The sequence below is a fragment of the Streptomyces sp. NPDC006997 genome (assembly GCF_040635175.1).
Classification (GTDB): Bacteria; Actinomycetota; Actinomycetes; order Streptomycetales; family Streptomycetaceae; genus Streptomyces.
In genome coordinates this window covers 29,833-47,483 of the sequence record NZ_JBEYHH010000027.1, presented here as the reverse complement: position 1 = coordinate 47,483, position 17,651 = coordinate 29,833, and the positions used below count along the sequence as shown (strand labels likewise).

Genomic DNA, 17,651 nt, shown 5'->3' with positions numbered 1-17,651 from the left:
CGCGACGGGCCCCGGATCAAATCTCTCTCTCCCACGCCGGTCGCGCACGGCGAACGCCCCGCCCTCCCGGCGGGCACCCCACACCCGATCCGGCCCCTGGCCGGAACCGGACGTCCGCCCCGGCCGCCCCACGGAACGCTCCCAGGGGCTGCGCCCGCGCCCCATAAGCGCTGTAATACCCACGTGGTCAGTCATGGTGCCGCAGGACGCAGGGCGGGAACGCCGCGGACCGAAGGTGCCCTGAAGGCGCTCATGGCCGAACCCGACTCCCCCGAACGGCGGCACCGGGTCCTGGAGCAGGCGCTCGTCTTCGCCGGGGCGTCCTTCGCCGCGGTCTACACCCCGAGCGAGGACGGTGCCTCGCTGTGCCTGGTCGAGTCCGCCGGGGTGCCCCGCACCCTGTACGGGCTGCGCGACGCCTACGCCGTGGACGGCCGCTCCCCGGCCGCCGACGCCCACCGCACCGGACAGGCGGTGTGGCTCGGCCCCGACGAGCTGGCCGACCGGGCCGACTCCCGGCGCACCCCGTCCCCCGCCTTCCACCTGGCCGCCCTGCCCGCGCACCGCGAGGACGAGGGCGGCTGCCTGCTCGCCGTCAGCGAGCGCCCGGCGGGCTTCGGCCCCGAGGAGCGCGGCAGCCTGGAGCTGATCGTCGACGCCGTCGTCTGCCCGGTCCCCGACTGGCACCCCGAGGGCGGCGAGCTGCCCCCGTACGCCTTCGGCCTGGCGATGGACAGCGGGCGGGTCCAGGTCGGCGACGGACTGCTGGAGCTGTTCGGACTACTCCCCGGCGAGTTCGACGGCCGCGTGGAGACCCTGCTCGGCCGCACCGTCCCCGAGGACCTGCCGTCGCTGATGTCCGTGGTGGAGGCCGACCACATGTCCATCGGCGAACGGGAGCTGGAGTTCCGGGTCCTCCGGCCCGCCGGGTCCCCCAAGTGGCTGCGGCTGCGCGGCCGACTGGTGCCCGGCGGCGAGGGCCGCCCCGCCCGGCTCGTCGGCAGCGTCGTCGACGCCTCCCAGCTGCGCTCCGACGTCACCGACGTCGCCCGCATCCAGCGGCTGGCCGCCGCGCTCGCCACCGCGGGCACCGTCCGCGACGTCAGCCAGGCCCTCGTCTCCGCGCTGCGCAAGCCGCTGCGGGCCGACCGGATCGCCCTCGCCGAACTGGAGCACGACCGGCTGGTGGTCACCGTCCTCGACCCGCCCGAACCCGAGTCCTGGCCGGAGGTGTGGCGCCTGGAGTGGCGCGGCGAGTGGCCCGACACGCCGGTCCGCACCATGCCCACCCTCGCCGCCGCGCTCAGCGAGGGCCGCACGCAGATCTGGCCCGCCGGGACCACCGCCCTGGAACCCGCGCTCGCCGGGGTCGGCCCGGGCGGCCTCGCCGTACTGCCGCTGCCCGCCGGGGGCCGGATGGTCGGCGCCTGCCTGATCGGCTGGGACAGCCCGCACGACTTCGGCCCCGACGAACGCGCCCTGCTCACCGCCGCCGCCGGACTCGCCGGGCAGGCCCTGCTGCGCGCCCACGCCTTCGACGCCGAGCACGAACTCGTCGGGATGCTCCAGCGCCAGCTGCTCCCGCGCCGCCTGCCCAGACTCCCCGGCGCGGAGGCCGTCGCCCGCTACCTGCCCGCCACCGCCGGTCTGGAGGTCGGCGGCGACTGGTACGACGTCATCCCGCTGCCCGACAACCACGTGGCCCTCGTCATCGGCGACGTCCAGGGGCACAGCGCGGGCGCCGCCACCCTGATGGGCCAGATGCGCACCGCGCTGCGCGCCTACGCCGCCGAGGGGCACCCCCCGGACGTCGTGGTCAGCCACGCCAACCGGCTCCTGGTCGACATGGAGACCGACCTCTTCGCCACCTGCGCCTACGTCGACGTCGACATGGAGGAGGGCTCCGCCTGGTGCGTGCGCGCCGGGCACCTGCCGCCGGTGCTGCGCCACCCGGACGGCGACACCGACATCGCGGAGGCCGAGGGCGGGCCGCCGCTCGGGGTGGTCGCGCAGGCCGACTTCCCCATGAGCCCGCTGCGGCTCACCCCCGGCAGCGTGGTCGCGCTGACCACCGACGGCCTCGTGGAGTCCCCGCACTCCGACCTCGACACCGGCATGGCCCACTTCGCCGCCGCGCTCGCCGCCGCCGACCCCGCCCACCTCGGACTGGTCGCCGACGCGCTGCTCGACGGCGCCCGGCGCAGCGACGACATCGCCCTGCTGCTGATGCGCTACGACGGCATGGCCGTACGCCCCCGCCGGGAGAGCTGGACGGTGTGGCGGGTCCCGGAGGCGGTCCGGCACGCCCGCCGCTTCACCCGGCGCACCCTGCGCTCCTGGGGCGCCGCCGAGCACGTGGACGCCGCCCTGCTGGTCGTCTCGGAGCTGGTCACCAACGCCCTGGTGCACACCGGCGGCCAGGTCCGCCTCGACCTCACCCTGCTCAGCGACCGGCTGCGCATCTCCGTCGCCGACGCCTCCCCGCGCACCCCCGTCAAACCGACCAGCATCGGCTGGGAGGCCACCGGCGGCCGGGGCCTGCTGCTGGTCGAGGCCATGTCGACGGCGTGGGGGAGTATGCCGGTCAGCGGCGGCAAACAGGTGTGGAGCGAGATCGCGTTGCACCGCTGAGCCGGGGGACTGGCGGGGCCGGTCCCGGGTAGGCGGGCCCGGACCCGACCCGACCCGACGACCGGGCGAACGGCCGGACAAAAGACCGTAACCGCAGGGTGGCGGCAAAGCGACGTCCGTCCGGGCCTTCGCCGCTAAGGTGAACCAGATGAAGGCTCTCGTGCTCTCCGGTGGAGCTGGAACGCGACTGAGGCCGATCACGCACACGTCGGCCAAGCAACTCGTGCCAGTCGCCAACAAGGCCGTGCTGTTCTACGGACTGGAGTCGATCGCGGCGGCGGGCATCACCGACGTCGGGATCGTCGTCGGGGACACCGCCGAGGAGATCAGGGAAGCGGTCGGCGACGGCTCCGCGTTCGGTCTGGACGTCACCTACCTCCCCCAGGAACGCCCGCTGGGGCTCGCCCACGCGGTCCTGATCGCCCGGGAGTTCCTCGGCGACGACGACTTCGTGATGTACCTCGGCGACAACTTCATCGTCGGCGGCATCTCCGGCCTCGTGGACGAGTTCCGTGCCACCCGCCCCGACGCGCAGATCCTGCTCACCCGCGTCTCCGACCCGCGCGCCTTCGGCGTCGCCGAACTCGGGCCCACCGGCCAGGTGATCGGCCTGGAGGAGAAGCCGGAGCACCCCAAGAGCGACCTCGCCCTCGTCGGCGTCTACCTCTTCACCCCCGCCGTCCACGACGCGGTGCGCGCCGTCACCCCGTCCTGGCGCGGCGAACTGGAGATCACCCACGCCCTCCAGCACCTCCTCGACACCGGCGCCGACGTGCGCTGCACGATCGTCAAGGGGTACTGGAAGGACACCGGCAACGTCGGCGACATGCTGGAGGTCAACCGCACGGTCCTGGAGTCCGTCGAGCGCCGTATCGACGGCGAGGTGGACGAGGCGTCCGAGACGATCGGCCGGGTGGTCGTCGAGGCGGGCGCCCGGGTGGTCAACTCCCGTGTCGTCGGCCCCGTCGTCATCGGCGCGGGCACCGTCGTCAGCGACTCCTACGTGGGCCCGTTCACCTCCGTCGCGGAGAACTGCCGCATCAAGGACAGCGAGTTGGAGTTCTCCATCGTGCTGCGGGACTCCACCATCGACGGCGTCGGCCGCATCGACAACTCGCTCATCGGCAGACACGCCGAAGTCACCACCGCGCCCAGCGTGCCCAGCGCCCACCGACTCGTCCTCGGAGACCACAGCAAGGTGCAGATCCACCCATGAACCTCCTCGTCACCGGCGCCGCCGGCTTCATCGGCTCCGCCTACGTGCGCGCCCTGCTCGCCGGCGGCGGGCCGGGCGCGCCCCGGATCACCGTCCTCGACAAGCTCACCTACGCGGGCTGCCGGGCCAACCTGCCCGCCGACCACCCCCGGCTCGACTTCGTGCACGGCGACATCTGCGACGCCGCCCTCGTCGACAAGCTCATGGCCGACACCGACCAGGTCGTGCACTTCGCCGCCGAGTCCCACGTGGACCGGTCCATCGACTCCGCCGCCGACTTCGTCCGCACCAACGTCCTGGGCACCCAGACCCTGCTGGACGCGGCCTACCGGCACGGCGTCGGACCCTTCGTGCACATCTCCACCGACGAGGTCTACGGCTCCATCGACACCGGCTCCTGGCCCGAGACGCACCCCCTGAGCCCCAACTCCCCGTACTCCGCCTCCAAGGCCTCCTCCGACCTGCTCGCCCTCGCCCACCACCGCACCCACGGCCTGGACGTCCGCGTCACCCGCTGCTCCAACAACTACGGGCCGCGCCAGTTCCCCGAGAAGGTCATCCCGCTGTTCATCACCAACCTCCTCGACGGGCTGACCGTCCCGCTGTACGGCGAGGGGCTCAACGTCCGCGACTGGCTGCACGTCGAGGACCACGTGCACGGCATCGAGCTGGTGCGCGCCAAGGGCCGCCCCGGCGAGGTCTACCACATCGGCGGCGGCACCGAACTGACCAACCGCGATCTCACGGCCCTGCTGCTGGAGGCGTGCGGCGCCGACTGGGACCGCGTCGAGTACGTCACGGACCGCAAGGGACACGACCTGCGCTACTCCGTCGACTGGTCCAAGGCCCGCGCCGAACTGGGCTACCGGCCCCGCCACGACTTCACCGCGGGCCTCGCCGAGACCGTCGCCTGGTACCGCGACAACCGCTCCTGGTGGGAGCCGCTGAAGCGGGGGCGCGCATGAGGTGGCTGGTCACCGGGGCGGGCGGGATGCTCGGCCGGGACACCGTCGCCGCCCTGACCCGGCGCGGCGCGGACGTGACCGGTCTGACCCGGACCGCCCTGGACATCACCGACCCCGACTCCGTCGAGCGGGTCTTCACCGCGCACCAGCCGGACATCGTCGTCAACTGCGCCGCGTACACGGCCGTCGACGACGCCGAGACCGACGAGGCCCGCGCCCTCGCGGTCAACGGCGACGGCCCACGGCTGCTGGCCCGCGCCTGCGCGGCGAGCGGGGCGCGGCTGCTGCACGTCTCCACCGACTACGTCTTCGACGGCGACACCCGCGCCACCCCCTACCCGGAGGACCATCCCCCCGCCCCGCGCACCGCCTACGGCCGCACCAAGCTCGCCGGTGAGCGGGCCGTGCTCAGCGAACTCCCCGAGCACGCCGCGGTGGTGCGCACGGCCTGGCTGTACGGCGTCCACGGCCGCAGCTTCGTCCGTACGATGATGGCGCTGGAGGAGAGCCGCGACACCGTCGACGTCGTCGACGACCAGCGCGGCCAGCCCACCTGGAGCGCCGACGTCGCCGAACGCCTCGCCGACCTCGGCCCGTTGACCGGCCCGGCCGCCGACGGCGTCTTCCACGCCACCGGCTCCGGCGAGGCCACCTGGTACGAGCTGGCCCGCGAGGTCTTCCGCGGCCTCGGCGCCGACCCCGACCGGGTGCGCCCCACCACCAGCGCCGCCTACCCGCGGCCCGCGCCCCGCCCCGCGTACAGCGTTCTCGCCCACGGCCGCTGGGCGGCGGTGGGCCTGCCCGAGCCGCGCGACTGGCGGGCCGCGCTGCACGAGGCACTGCCACGGATCCGCAGGAAGCACCAAGGAGTCCCCACGTGAAACGTCACGAGTTCCTCCGGGAGCTGCACAAGGCCACGGCCAACCGCAACTACCTGGAGATCGGCGTCAACGACGGCCGCAGCCTGACGCTGTCGCGGGTGCCGAGCATCGCGGTCGACCCGGCGCCCAAGGTGACGTCGGAGATCCGCTGCGACGTCCACCTGGCCAAGGCGACCAGCGACGACTTCTTCGCCCGCGCCGACCCGCTGGCCCACCTCAGGGGCGGTCGGCACCCGGTGCGCAACCTCGCCCGTGGCAGGCACCCGCTGGGCCGCTGGCGGCGCACCACCCTGGACCTGTCGTTCATCGACGGGATGCACCTGTTCGAGTACGCGCTGCGCGACTTCATGAACGTCGAGCGGTACTCCGACTGGTCGAGCGTGATCGTCCTCGACGACATGCTGCCGCGGAACGTGGACGAGGCGGCCCGCGACCGCCACACCGGGGCCTGGACCGGCGACGTCTACAAGGTCATCGAGATCCTGGCCCGCTACCGCCCCGACCTGGCGACCGTCCTCGTCGACACCCAGCCCACCGGCCAGTTGGTGGTCTTCGGCGCCGACCCGGGCAACACCGTGCTGCGGGACCGCTATGACGAGATCATCGCGGAGTACGAGGTGCCCGACCCGCAGAAGGTGCCCGAGTCCGTCCTCGAACGCGTCCGCGCGGTCCGCCCCGAGGAACTGCTCGGCGCCGAGTTCTGGCGCCCCCTCGTCCGGGCCCGGAACCGCGGCGTGCGCCGCTCCCGGGGCTGGAAGCCGCTGCGCGCCGCGGTGGAGCGCCTGGCCCCCAGCCCCTGAGCCAGTCAGGACCGCAGCTGCCGGTAGTGGGCGCGGCAGGTGTCGTACGACGGCAGGAGCCCGGTCTCCCGGGCCTGAGCCAGGGACGGCGCCGCCGCGTCCTTCGGCGACAGTACCGGGGTGACCTCCGCGGGCCAGTCGATGCCGAGGTCCGGGTCGAGCGGGTGCACCCCGTGCTCACGCTCCGGGGCGTACCCGGTGGAGCACAGGTACACCACCGTCGCGTCGTCGGTGAGGGCCATGAAGGCGTGCCCGAGGCCCTCCGCGAGGAACACCGCGTGCCGGGTGCCGTCGTCCAGCCGTACGGCCTCCCAGCGCCCGAAGTCCGGTGAGCCGACGCGCAGGTCGACCACCACGTCCAGGACGGCGCCGCGCACGCAGGTGACGTACTTGGCCTGCCCCGGCGGCACGTCGGAGAAGTGCACGCCGCGCACCACGCCCCGCCGGGAGACGGAGCAGTTGGCCTGCGCGAGCGTGAGGTCGTAGCCGGTGGCCTCGCGGAACTCCGTGCCCCGGTACCACTCGTGGAAGCTGCCCCGCTCGTCCGGGAAGACCTTGGGCTCCAGCACCCAGGCGCCCTCGATGTCCAGTGCGCGCATCCCCGTCACCTTCCCCTCGTCCACGCCGCCGACCGGCCCAGCACCCGCCGTGCCCGGCGCACCAGCCGCCGTACCCGCGGCGACCGCCGCACGCGCGCCACCCAGCCCCGTACCCCGCCCGGCCCGGCGTCCAGCGTCAGCGGCAGCGCCACGAACTCCGCCTCCTCGGCGAGCGGGTCCGGCCAGAGACCGACCCGCCAGGACTCACTGCCCGCGAGCTGCGCGGTCGGCAGTACGGCGTCCAGGACCACCCGCGGTCCCGAGGCCAGGGGGGAGAGCGTGCCGGGGGCGGTGACGGGCTGGTTCCCGGTCGCCGTCAGCCGCAGCAGCACCGTGGTGGCCTCGGGCACGTACAGCGGCAGCCGCGCCCGCAGCCGCCCGTCGGCGACCCGGACCTCGCTGACCCCGGCCCGGTCCAGCCGCAGCCGCCCCCGTGCCTGGTCCACGTCGAGCGAGAGGTTGCCGTGCGGGCTGGTGGCGTACGGCAGGACCACGTGCCCCGCGACCACCCCGGCGTGCGGCAGCGCCAGGGCGGCCCCGACGGCGGTCCTGGTCTCCTTGGTCCAGCCGCCCAGCCTGACCCGGGCGACCGCGTCCCACGCCCCGGCGGTCAGCGGCCGTCCGCTCGCCGCCCCGCCCGGGTCCACGGTGGCCCGCGCCCGCAGCACCAGGCGGACCCGGGAGCCGTCGTCGACCGGGACCGTCTCCCGGATGACCCGGGTCGGCTGGAAGTGCGGGGCGGAGCTGGCGCGTTCGCGCACCACCAGGTCGAGCGTGGCCTGCTCGAACCGGGCGGCGTTCACCGCGCCGAGCCACTCCACCGCCTCGGCGACATCGCGCGGCGGCTCGTCGGGCGGGGGCTCGGCGGCGTCGGCCGGGAAGGTCATCGGCGTACCGTCCAGCGTCAGTTCGGCGGCCAGCTCGACATCCAGGACCCCGTCCCGCCACTCGACGCCCTCCGTGGTGGCCGTCAGCCCCACCGCGGACTCCCACTCGGCGAACGCCACCACGTCGTCGTAGCGACCGGCGGCGGCCAGCCCGGCGATGATCCGCTGGACGGGCTGGAGCCCGGCCGCGACGCCGGGCCCGAAGCGCTCGACGACGACGGCGTGGATCTCCTTGAACAGCTCGCGGCGGAAGTCGTCGGGCGCCGTCAGCAGACGGCGGCCCCGCAGCCGCTCCACCATCTCGTTGCGCAGCCAGCGGCGCAGCAGCCGGTCCCGCAGCGGGCCGGGCTCGGTGTACCGCTCGACGACGTCCAGGGCCTCGCGCAGGTTGCCGAAGTACCCGGCCGGGTCGAACCGTTGGAAGCCCGCGTTGGAGCCGTCGTCGCGGCGGGTGTGGTAGTAGCAGACGTAGTCGCTGAGGACCGCCACGTTGCCGGCGCGCAGGTACGCCTCGGTGACGAAGACGTGGTCCTCCAGGCGCCGTCTGCCCTCGGGGAAGCGCAGGCCGGTGCGGTCGAGGAAGGCGCGGCGGACCATCTTGTGCGGGGTGAGGCTGTCGATCAGCGGGGCGTCGGCCACGGTGGCGCGCGGCCGGTTGACGCGGAACAGCTCCACCGGCACGCCGCGGCCCTGGCCCGCCATCTTGCCGACCACCACGTCCGCGTCGTGGGCCACGCCGTAGTCGTACATCCGCTCCAGGGCCTCGTCGCCGAGGTGGTCGTCGTTGTCGACGAACATCACGTACTCGCCGCGGGCGGCGGCGATGCCGACGTTGCGGGGCTTGCCCGACCAGCCGGAGTTCTCCTGGTGGATGACGCTGACCCGGGGATGCTCGGCGGCGAGCGCGTCGAGCCGGGCCGGGGTCCCGTCGGTGGAGCCGTCGTCGACGAAGATCACCTCGTACGTGTCGGGTGGCAGCGACTGCCTCAGCAGCGACGCGACGCACTCCTCGATGTAGCGGCCCGGGTTGTAGACCGGGACGACGACACTGACTTTGACCGGCATGTGCTACTGGGCCCCCTGGGTCGCTTGCCGTTCACCTGTGGGCATGGTGGACGTGGCCCGATGCTAACGCCGCCGGGGGAGTGGTCGTGGCAGGAGGGCGCGTGGCCCGCGTGAGCGGTGTGGCCGACGCGGGCCGCGCGGTCGGTCAGCCCGCCGACGGGCCGGTCCAGTCGGCCGGTACCCGGGCGAGGCGGACCCGCTGCGGGTGGTCGCCGACGGGGACCGAGACGGTCTTGCGGCCGGTGGCGAAGTCGATCGCGGTGACCTGGTCGGCGCCGCTCTCGGAGATCACACAGGACTTGCCGTCGCCGCTGACGGTAGCCCAGTAGGGCTTCGCGGCGGGCACCAGCGGGCCCTCCTGGAGCGTGGCGCGGTCCACGACCGTGGCGTAGTCGTCCATCGTGCCCGCGACGCACAGCTTGCTGCCGTCCGGCTTCATCGAGATGCCGTGGTGGCGTGAGTCGTTGACGAACGTGGTGCGGTCGTCGTCGGTCGCCGGGTTCTTCGGCAGGGTCTTGGTCCGGGTGATGCGGTCGGTGGCGACGTCGTACTCGAAGAAGCCGTTGAAGAACGACACCTGGAAGTACAGCTTGGACTCGTCGGGGCTGAACGCCGCGGGCCGTACCGCGTCGGAGTGGTCCTTCAGCCCGATCGCGTCCAGCCGCGACCGCATGTCGACCACCTTGACCTGCTGGAACGTCCGCGCGTCCACGACGGTGATCTTGCGGTCGCCCTTCGTCCAGTCCAGCCAGGGCGCGTCGAGGTCGGTGTTCACCTCGCCGATGGACATGTTCCAGATGTAGTCCCCGCCGCCGGTGAAGACGTTCTCGTGCGGCTTGTCGCCGGTGGCGAACCTGCCGACCTGCGCGCCGGTGTCGATGTCCAGCACGTGCACGGTGTTGGCGGTGGAGGCGGAGACGGCGACCCGCGTGCCGTCGGGGGAGACCGCCATGTGGTCGGCGCGGTAACCGGAGACCGGGAAGCGCCAGTTGACGGCGCCGGTGGCGACGTCGAGGGAGACCACGTCGGCGAAGCTGGGCCGGGAGACGACCATCGAACGGCCGTCCGGGGTGGCGTACATGTCGTCCACGAACTGGTCGTGGCCCTCGCCGACGCTGTTGCGGATCGCCATGAAGTAGATCCACCGGATCGGGTCGGCGTTGATCTCGGCCATCCGCTGGGCCTTGTCGGGGACGACGTTGATCCGGCCGATCCTCGCGAAGTCGCCGGAGGACTTCAGCACGTCGGCGGTGCCGTCCCAGTTGTTGCCGACGAACAGCACCTCGCGCAGCGCGGTGGGACCGGGGTCGGCGGTGGCGGCGCTCGCGGGGGCGGCCAGGGTCAGGGCGAGGGCGGCGGCCACGGAGCAAAGGTGCCTGGGTCTGATGGCAGGCATGGGTGCTCTCTCCTCGGAGGGGGAAATCTGAATACGAGCACGTTCAGAGTGAACTTACTGAAAAGTAAGGAGGGTTGGCCTTCACCACAAGACCGCGTACACGACAAAATTGGGGATCAACTGACGGGGAGCGGGACGGGGAGCACGGGGAGGCACCACGTGGCGGGCAGGCTCAGGGCGCCGACCGGCCGGTACGGCGGCAGGTCCGCCGAGGAGCGCGCGGCCGAACGCCGCGCCCGCTTCCTCGACGCGGCGCTGCGGCTGTTCGGCGACACCCCCGGCTACCGCGCCACCACCGTCGCCGCGCTCAGCGAGGCCGCGGGCCTGTCCACCCGCCAGTTCTACGAGGAGTTCCGCACCCTGGAGGACGTTCTCGCCGCCCTGCACCTCCAGGTCAACGACTGGGCCGAGCAGGCCGTGTTCGCGGCGGTCGCGGACGTGGGCGGGGTGCCGCTCGCCGAGCGGGCCGCCGCGATCTTCCGCGCCTACGCCGCCAACGTCACCGCCGACCCGCGGCGCATCCGCATCACCTTCGTGGAGATCGTCGGCGTCAGCCCGCGCCTGGAGGAGCAGCGGCTGGCCCGCCGCGCCCGGTGGGTGGAGCTGCTGTGCGCCGAGGCCGACGCGGCGGTGGCCCGCGGGGAGGCCGCGCCCCGTGACTACCGGCTCGCCGCCACGGCGTTCATCGGCAGCGTCAACGGACTGCTCCACGACTGGAACGCCGGGTGGGTCGACGCCACGCTGGACGAGGTCGTCGACGAACTGGTCCGTCAGCTGCTGTGCATCGTGCGCCCGACGGCCTGGGACCCCGGCGCGTGAGCCCCAGGCCCCCGGGTCTCCGCGCTACTCGTCCCAGGCCTGGATCAGCGTCTGCTCGGTGATCTTCCCGTCGCGCAGCGAGACCATCGACTCGGCGAGCACGCGCACCCCGTCCGGGTACTCGCAGGACTCGCTGAACGCGAGCTGGTCGCCCTGCACGACGCAGTGGTCCAGCCTGTGGGTCATGTCCCGGCTGTAGACGTCGTCGAGGAAGGAACTGATCTCGTCCCGGCCGCGCATCTCCCTGGGGTGGCTGGGCTGGGTGTTGTGGTCCACGACGCGGACCCGCGCGTCGTCCGCGTAGAGGGACAGCAGGGTCGACGCGTTCTGCTCCTCGATGCCCCGGCGCAGCGCCTCGGTGTCGAAGCCGGTGCCTGCCGCAGTGCCCATGGTGACCTCCTCCAACAGCCGCGACCCGGTCGGCGCGGGCCGCGGAAGGGCCTCACTACGAGCCTCCTCCGCCTCCCGCCGCCCGGCAAGCGCAGGCCGCCCGCTGCGCCTCACGGGTGACCGGCGCCGAGGCCCCGTGTCCGGGCCGGGTCCGGTGCCGTTGCAGAAAGCATGATCTCAACACGTCGTATCGTCGCTGCCGTCGGTCTCGCCGCCGGTGTCGCCTCGCTCGCCGCACCGGCGGCGGGCGCCGCCGAGGCGCAGTCCAAGGGCACCGGCAAGATCAGCCCGCTGGCCATCGTCGACTCGCTCCAGGTCAAGGACATGCCCGTCCGCTACCGGGACGCCCTGCCCCTGCCCTCCCAGCAGGTGGCCCAGCTCAGGCGTCTCAAGGAACTGGAGCAGGTCGCGGGCCCGGTCGCTCCCGTCGTCGGGCTGGTGCACGGCATCAGGTAGCCAGCCCCCCGTGGCGCCGGACGGCTCAGCCCGCCGTCGCCAGGAACTGGGTGGCCGCCAGCTCCGCGTAGAGCGGGTCGGCGGCCACCAGCTCGCGGTGGGTGCCGACCGCTCTGACCCGGCCCGCGTCCATCACCACGATCCGGTCCGCCATCGTCACCGTCGACAGGCGGTGCGCGACCACCAGCACCGTCGTCGCCCGCGCCACGTCGGCGACCGTGTCCCGCAGCGCCGCCTCGTTCACCGCGTCCAGCTGCGAGGTCGCCTCGTCCAGGAGCAGCAGCCGGGGACGCCGCAGCAGCGCGCGGGCGATGGCCACCCGCTGCCGCTCCCCACCCGAGAGCCGGGTGCCACGGTGCCCGACCAGCGTGTCCAGACCGGCGGGCAGCCGCGCGACCAGCCCGTCGAGCCGGGTCGTCTTCAGTACCCGGGCGAGGGCCGCGTCGTCGGTGTCCGGGTTGCCGAGCAGCAGGTTGTCGCGGAGCGAACCGGACAGCACCGGCGCGTCCTGCTCCACGTAGCCGATCGCGGACCGCAGCCGCGGCAGCTCCCACGCGCCGACCTCCCGGCCGTCCAGCGTGATCACCCCGGACTCCGGGTCGTAGAACCGCTCTATCAGCGAGAACACCGTCGTCTTGCCCGCGCCCGAGGGTCCGACGAACGCGGTCATGCCGCGCGGCGGCACCGCGAAGGTGACCCCGTGGTGGACGTACGGCAGATCGTCCGCGTAGCGGAAGCGGACGTCATGGAAGGCGACCGCGGCCGGTTCCGCCGCCTCCTCCGGGAGGGGCGCCGCCGGGGCCCGCTCCTCGGCGGGCAGCCGCAGCGCCTCCTGGATCCGGGTGAGCGCCGCCGCGCCGGTCTGGTACTGCGTGATCGCGCCCACCACCTGCTGGATCGGCGCCATCAGATAGAAGACGTACAGCAGGAACGCCACCAGCGTGCCGATGTCGATCGCGTCGGTCGCCACCCGCGCCCCGCCCACCGCGAGCACCGTGATGAACGCGCCCTGCATCGCCAGGCCCGCCGTGTTCCCCGCCGCCGCCGACCACTTGGCGGCGCGCACGCTCTGCCGCCAGGAGTCCTCGGCCGCGGTGTGCAGGGTCCGCTCCTCGCGGTGCTCGGCGCCGGACGCCTTCACCGTGCGCAGCGCGCCCAGCACCCGCTCCAGCGAGGCGCCCATCACCCCGACCGCGTCCTGCGCCTTCCTGCTGGCCCGGTTGATCCGCGGCACGATCACCCCGAGCACCGTGCCCGCGCCCAGCACCACGGCGAGCGTCACCGCGAGCAGCACCGGGTCCACGAACCCCATCATCACCACGGTCGCCACCAGGGTGAGCCCGCCGGTGCCGAGGCCGACCAGGGAGTCCGTGGTGACCTCGCGCAGCAGGGTGGTGTCCGAGGTGATCCGGGCCATCAGGTCGCCCGGCTCACTGCGGTCCACCGCGGGTATCCGCAGCCGCAGCAGATACGACGACAGCGCCTTGCGCGCGCCGAGCACCACCGACTCCGCGGTCCGCCGCAGCACGTACGAACCCAGCGCGCCCACCGACGCGTTGGCCACCACGAGGCCCGACATGAGCAGCAGCGCGCCGGTGATGGTCCGGTCGTGGGCGAGGTCGTCGATCAGCTCCCGGGCCACCAGCGGCAGCAGCAGACCGGTGGCGCCGGTGAGGAGGGACAGCAGCGCCCCGGTGAGCAGGGACCAGCGGTGCGGTGCGACATAGCCGAGCAGCAGCCGCCAGGGCGGCGCACCGGCTTCGGTGGGGGCGATGCTCACGGGTCTCCTTCACAGGCCGGGCGAGGAGTTCAGGCTACGCGGGGCCACTGACAACCGGCCGCGGACGGCCGCGACGGCTGACGTTACCGATCAGTCGCGCGTACGGTCGGAGACGACGGAAGCCGCCGAGGAAAGGGCCAGCGCCATGGCGCAGGAAGTACGTGGTGTGATCGCACCGGGGAAGGACGAGCCGCTCCGCGTCGAGACGGTCGTCGTACCGGACCCGGGGCCGGGGGAGGCCGTCGTCCAGGTGCAGGCGTGCGGGGTCTGCCACACCGACCTGCACTACAAGCAGGGCGGCATCAACGACGAGTTCCCGTTCCTGCTCGGCCACGAGGCCGCCGGGGTGGTGGAGTCCGTCGGCGACGGCGTCACCGACGTCGCCCCCGGGGACTTCGTGATCCTCAACTGGCGCGCGGTGTGCGGGCGGTGCCGGGCCTGTCGGCGGGGCCGCCCCTGGTACTGCTTCGACACCCACAACGCCGCGCAGAAGATGACCCTCGCCGCCACCGGCCAGGAGCTGTCCCCGGCGCTCGGCATCGGCGCGTTCGCGGAGAAGACGCTGGTCGCGGCGGGCCAGTGCACCAAGGTCGACCCCGCCGTCTCCCCGGCCGTCGCCGGACTGCTGGGCTGCGGCGTGATGGCCGGGATCGGCGCCGCGATCAACACCGGCGACGTCGGCCGCGGCGACACGGTCGCCGTGATCGGCTGCGGCGGCGTCGGTGACGCGGCCGTCGCGGGCGCCCGCCTCGCCGGGGCGGCGAGGATCATCGCCGTCGACATCGACGACCGCAAGCTGGAGCTGGCCCGCGGCATGGGCGCCACCCACACCGTGAACTCCGCCCAGACCGATCCCGTCGAGGCGATCCGCGAACTGACCGGCGGCTTCGGCGCGGACGTCGTCATCGAGGCCGTCGGCCGCCCGGAGACCTACCGGCAGGCGTTCTACGCCCGCGACCTCGCGGGCACCGTCGTCCTGGTCGGCGTCCCCACCCCCGAGATGAGGCTCGAACTGCCGCTCCTCGACGTCTTCGGCCGCGGCGGCGCGCTCAAGTCCAGCTGGTACGGCGACTGCCTGCCCTCCCGTGACTTCCCCCTGCTCATCGACCTGCACCAGCAGGGCCGGCTCGACCTCGGCGCGTTCGTCACCGAGACCATCCAGCTGGACGAGGTGGAGAAGGCGTTCGAGCGGATGCACGCCGGCGACGTGCTGCGCTCGGTGGTGGTGCTGTGATGGCCGCCCGCGTCGAACGCCTCGTCACCTCCGGGCAGTTCCGCCTCGACGGCGGCACCTGGGACGTCGACAACAACGTCTGGATCGTCGGCGACGACCACGAGTGCGTCGTCATCGACGCCGCGCACGACGCCGACGCCATCGCCGCGGCCGTGGGCGACCGGCGCCTCACCGCGATCGTGTGCACCCACGCCCACAACGACCACATCGACGCCGCGCCCGCGCTGGCCGACCGCACCGGCGCCACGATCTGGCTGCACCCGGACGACCTGCCGCTGTGGAAGCAGACCCACCCGGACCGCGACCCCGACGCCCACCTCCAGGACGGCCAGGTCATCGAGGCCGCGGGCGCCGACCTGACGGTCCTGCACACCCCCGGGCACGCGCCGGGCGCGGTCTGCCTGCACGACCCGGGCCTCGGCGTCGTCTTCACCGGCGACACCCTTTTCCAGGGCGGTCCCGGCGCCACCGGCCGGTCCTCCTCCCACTTCCCGACGATCATCGACTCGATCCGCGACCGGCTGCTGACCCTGCCGCCCGGCACCAGGGTCCTCACCGGCCACGGCGACGCCACCACCATCGGGGCCGAGGCCCCGCACCTGGCGGAGTGGATCGACCGGGGCCACTGACGACGACCCCGCCCCACGGAAGGATCTCCCCAGGAAAGACGACAGAAGATGTCCGGCTTCCCCGGCACCCTCGTAGTGAGCACACCGAAGAACGCCACAGGAGGCCGGACACATGACAGCACCACTGACGGACAAGGTCGCGCTGGTGGCGGGGGCGAGCCGGGGAGCCGGGCGCGGCATCGCCGTGGAACTCGGCGCCGCGGGCGCCACCGTCTACGTCACCGGCCGCACCACCCGCCAGCACCGCTCGGAGTACGACCGCCCCGAGACGATCGAGGACACCGCCGACCTGGTCACCGCCGCGGGCGGCCGGGGCGTCGCCGTACCCACCGACCACCTCGACCCCACCGCCGTACGCGCCCTGGTCGACCGGATCGCCGCCGAACAGGACCGCCTGGACATCCTCGTCAACGACATCTGGGGCGGCGAGAAGCTCTTCCAGTGGGACACCCCCGTCTGGGAGCACGACCTCGACAACGGGCTGCGGCTGCTCCGCCTCGCGGTGGAGACCCACGCCGTCACCAGCCACCACGCCCTGCCGCTGCTGCTGCGCCGCCCCGGCGGACTGGTCGTCGAGATGACCGACGGCACCGCCGAGTACAACCGCGACACCTACCGCGTGAACCTCTTCTACGACCTCGCCAAGGCGTCCGTGCTGCGGATGGCCTTCGCGCTCGGCCATGAACTCGGCCCGCGCGGCGCCACCGCCGTCGCCCTCACCCCGGGCTGGATGCGCTCGGAGCTGATGCTGGAGACGTTCGGGGTGCGCGAGGACAACTGGCGCGACGCCCTGGAGAAGGTCCCGCACTTCGCGATCTCGGAGACCCCGCGCTACGTCGGCCGCGCCGTCGCCGCCCTCGCCGCCGACCCGGACGTGGCCCGCCACAACGGCCGCTCCCTCTCCAGCGGCGGCCTCGCGCGGGAGTACGGCTTCACCGACCTCGACGGCAGCCGCCCCGACGCCTGGCGCTACCTCGTCGAGGTGCAGGACGCGGGCGGGCCCGCGGACACCACCGGCTACCGGTGAGCCGCCGGACCGTGTGACCCGTACAACGTGTTTGGTCGGGCCCGCCGTACAACCTCCGGCCCTCCGGTCCCGTCTAACGGGCAGACACCGCATCCGGAAGGCGAGGGAGCTCATGGGGGACAAACGCAGACGGGGAGCCGTCGTGCTCGGCGTCACCGCACTGGTGGCGCCGGTCACCGTCGTCGCGGGCGCCGGTACGGCGCAGGCCGCGAGCTGTACGACGCAGGCGGGCCCGTACCAGAAGCAGGTGGAGAAGTTCCTCGGCCGACCGGTCGACGGGAAGCAGTCGGCGGCCGACTGCAAGGCGATCAGGGCGTTCCAGACCAAGCACGGCATCAGGCCGAACGTCGGCTACGCGGGTCCCATCACCTGGGGCGTGATGGACCTCATGCGCAAGCAGAAGGCGGTCGGCAGCAACCCCAACAAGGCCGGTAAGTGCCCGGTGAACAAGGGCCGCATCGCCTGTGTGAACCTCAGCCTCCAGCTGAGCTGGATCCAGGACGGCAAGAAGCTCGTGTACGGGCCCGTGCCCGTGCGCACCGGCCGCGACGGCTACGAGACGCGCACCGGCCTGAAGAAGGTCTACTGGCGCCACATCGACCACGTCTCCACCCTCTACGACGTGCCGATGCCCTACAGCCAGTTCTTCGACGGCGGCCAGGCGTTCCACTCGGCGAAGCTGAGCATGTGGAACCCGCCCGGCTCACACGGCTGCGTCAACATGACCACCACCACGGCCAAGAAGTACTGGTCGCTGCTGAAGACGGGCGACGACGTCTACGTCTACGGCCGCAAGCCCGGCACGTGACCAGCGACACGGTCCGAATTGCCGGATTCGCTCCCGAATACTCACAGCACCTTCACCCCGTGACTCGT

General features: G+C 73.1%; 16 protein-coding genes. 11 read left to right on the top strand and 5 right to left on the bottom strand.

Annotated features, from left to right (window positions below; all coding sequences use genetic code 11):
- Window positions 1-252: 252 nt before the first annotated feature.
- The 5 genes from ABZ659_RS25195 (at window position 253) to ABZ659_RS25175 (ending at window position 6,493) form a co-directional block, all read left to right on the top strand.
- Window positions 253-2,631, top strand: coding sequence for a SpoIIE family protein phosphatase (locus ABZ659_RS25195; protein ID WP_360224118.1), 2,379 nt, complete (start codon window positions 253-255; stop codon window positions 2,629-2,631).
- A gap of 148 nt (window positions 2,632-2,779) precedes the next feature.
- Window positions 2,780-3,847: a glucose-1-phosphate thymidylyltransferase gene (locus ABZ659_RS25190; RefSeq protein ID WP_360224116.1), complete on the top strand. Its 1,068-nt coding sequence runs from the start codon at window positions 2,780-2,782 to the stop codon at window positions 3,845-3,847.
- A complete protein-coding gene (gene rfbB, locus ABZ659_RS25185; RefSeq protein WP_360224114.1) occupies window positions 3,844-4,812 on the top strand; it encodes a dTDP-glucose 4,6-dehydratase in 969 nt (322 codons plus the stop codon). Before ABZ659_RS25190 ends, rfbB begins: the two co-directional genes overlap by 4 nt.
- A complete protein-coding gene (gene rfbD, locus ABZ659_RS25180; protein ID WP_360224112.1) occupies window positions 4,809-5,693 on the top strand; it encodes a dTDP-4-dehydrorhamnose reductase in 885 nt (294 codons plus the stop codon). Before rfbB ends, rfbD begins: the two co-directional genes overlap by 4 nt.
- Window positions 5,690-6,493 (top strand): class I SAM-dependent methyltransferase, encoded by an 804-nt coding sequence (locus ABZ659_RS25175; protein WP_360224110.1) that lies wholly within the window; start codon window positions 5,690-5,692, stop codon window positions 6,491-6,493. The genes rfbD and ABZ659_RS25175 overlap by 4 nt, the downstream gene beginning before the upstream one ends.
- 5 nt (window positions 6,494-6,498) lie before the next feature.
- Here the strand turns inward: ABZ659_RS25175 and rfbC are convergent, their stop codons facing one another.
- The 3 genes from rfbC to ABZ659_RS25160 form a co-directional block, all read right to left on the bottom strand.
- Window positions 6,499-7,092: a dTDP-4-dehydrorhamnose 3,5-epimerase gene (rfbC, locus tag ABZ659_RS25170; protein ID WP_360224108.1), complete on the bottom strand. Its 594-nt coding sequence runs from the start codon at window positions 7,090-7,092 to the stop codon at window positions 6,499-6,501.
- 5 nt (window positions 7,093-7,097) lie between these two features.
- Window positions 7,098-9,044: a glycosyltransferase gene (locus ABZ659_RS25165; RefSeq protein ID WP_360224106.1), complete on the bottom strand. Its 1,947-nt coding sequence runs from the start codon at window positions 9,042-9,044 to the stop codon at window positions 7,098-7,100.
- Window positions 9,045-9,189: 145 nt separating this feature from the next.
- The gene (locus tag ABZ659_RS25160) at window positions 9,190-10,440 is read right to left on the bottom strand and encodes a YncE family protein (protein WP_360224104.1); all 1,251 of its coding nucleotides are present in this window, start codon (window positions 10,438-10,440) and stop codon (window positions 9,190-9,192) included.
- A 159-nt stretch (window positions 10,441-10,599) separates the two neighbouring features.
- Here ABZ659_RS25160 and ABZ659_RS25155 point away from each other — a divergent pair, with 159 nt between their 5' ends.
- Window positions 10,600-11,259, top strand: a complete 660-nt coding sequence (locus ABZ659_RS25155; RefSeq protein WP_360224102.1) for a TetR/AcrR family transcriptional regulator — start codon at window positions 10,600-10,602, stop codon at window positions 11,257-11,259.
- 24 nt (window positions 11,260-11,283) lie between these two features.
- On the opposite strand, the gene ABZ659_RS25150 is transcribed toward ABZ659_RS25155, so the two are convergent.
- Window positions 11,284-11,649 carry a nuclear transport factor 2 family protein gene (locus tag ABZ659_RS25150; RefSeq protein ID WP_360224100.1) on the bottom strand — a complete coding sequence of 122 codons (366 nt, stop codon included), beginning with the start codon at window positions 11,647-11,649 and terminating at the stop codon, window positions 11,284-11,286.
- Between the two features lie 171 nt (window positions 11,650-11,820).
- Here ABZ659_RS25150 and ABZ659_RS25145 point away from each other — a divergent pair, with 171 nt between their 5' ends.
- On the top strand, window positions 11,821-12,105 hold the full coding sequence (locus ABZ659_RS25145) for a hypothetical protein (RefSeq protein WP_360224098.1): 285 nt from the start codon (window positions 11,821-11,823) through the stop codon (window positions 12,103-12,105).
- Window positions 12,106-12,130: 25 nt separating this feature from the next.
- Here the strand turns inward: ABZ659_RS25145 and ABZ659_RS25140 are convergent, their stop codons facing one another.
- The gene (locus ABZ659_RS25140; protein WP_360224096.1) at window positions 12,131-13,885 is read right to left on the bottom strand and encodes an ABC transporter ATP-binding protein; all 1,755 of its coding nucleotides are present in this window, start codon (window positions 13,883-13,885) and stop codon (window positions 12,131-12,133) included.
- A 145-nt stretch (window positions 13,886-14,030) separates the two neighbouring features.
- Here ABZ659_RS25140 and ABZ659_RS25135 point away from each other — a divergent pair, with 145 nt between their 5' ends.
- The 4 genes from ABZ659_RS25135 (at window position 14,031) to ABZ659_RS25120 (ending at window position 17,583) form a co-directional block, all read left to right on the top strand.
- A complete protein-coding gene (locus ABZ659_RS25135; protein ID WP_360224094.1) occupies window positions 14,031-15,119 on the top strand; it encodes an S-(hydroxymethyl)mycothiol dehydrogenase in 1,089 nt (362 codons plus the stop codon).
- A complete protein-coding gene (locus tag ABZ659_RS25130; protein ID WP_360224092.1) occupies window positions 15,119-15,748 on the top strand; it encodes an MBL fold metallo-hydrolase in 630 nt (209 codons plus the stop codon). Before ABZ659_RS25135 ends, ABZ659_RS25130 begins: the two co-directional genes overlap by 1 nt.
- Window positions 15,749-15,860: 112 nt before the next feature.
- Window positions 15,861-16,775: an SDR family oxidoreductase gene (locus tag ABZ659_RS25125; RefSeq protein WP_360224090.1), complete on the top strand. Its 915-nt coding sequence runs from the start codon at window positions 15,861-15,863 to the stop codon at window positions 16,773-16,775.
- Between the two features lie 112 nt (window positions 16,776-16,887).
- A complete protein-coding gene (locus ABZ659_RS25120) occupies window positions 16,888-17,583 on the top strand; it encodes a L,D-transpeptidase (protein WP_360224088.1) in 696 nt (231 codons plus the stop codon).
- The last annotated feature ends 68 nt before the right edge of the window (window positions 17,584-17,651 follow it).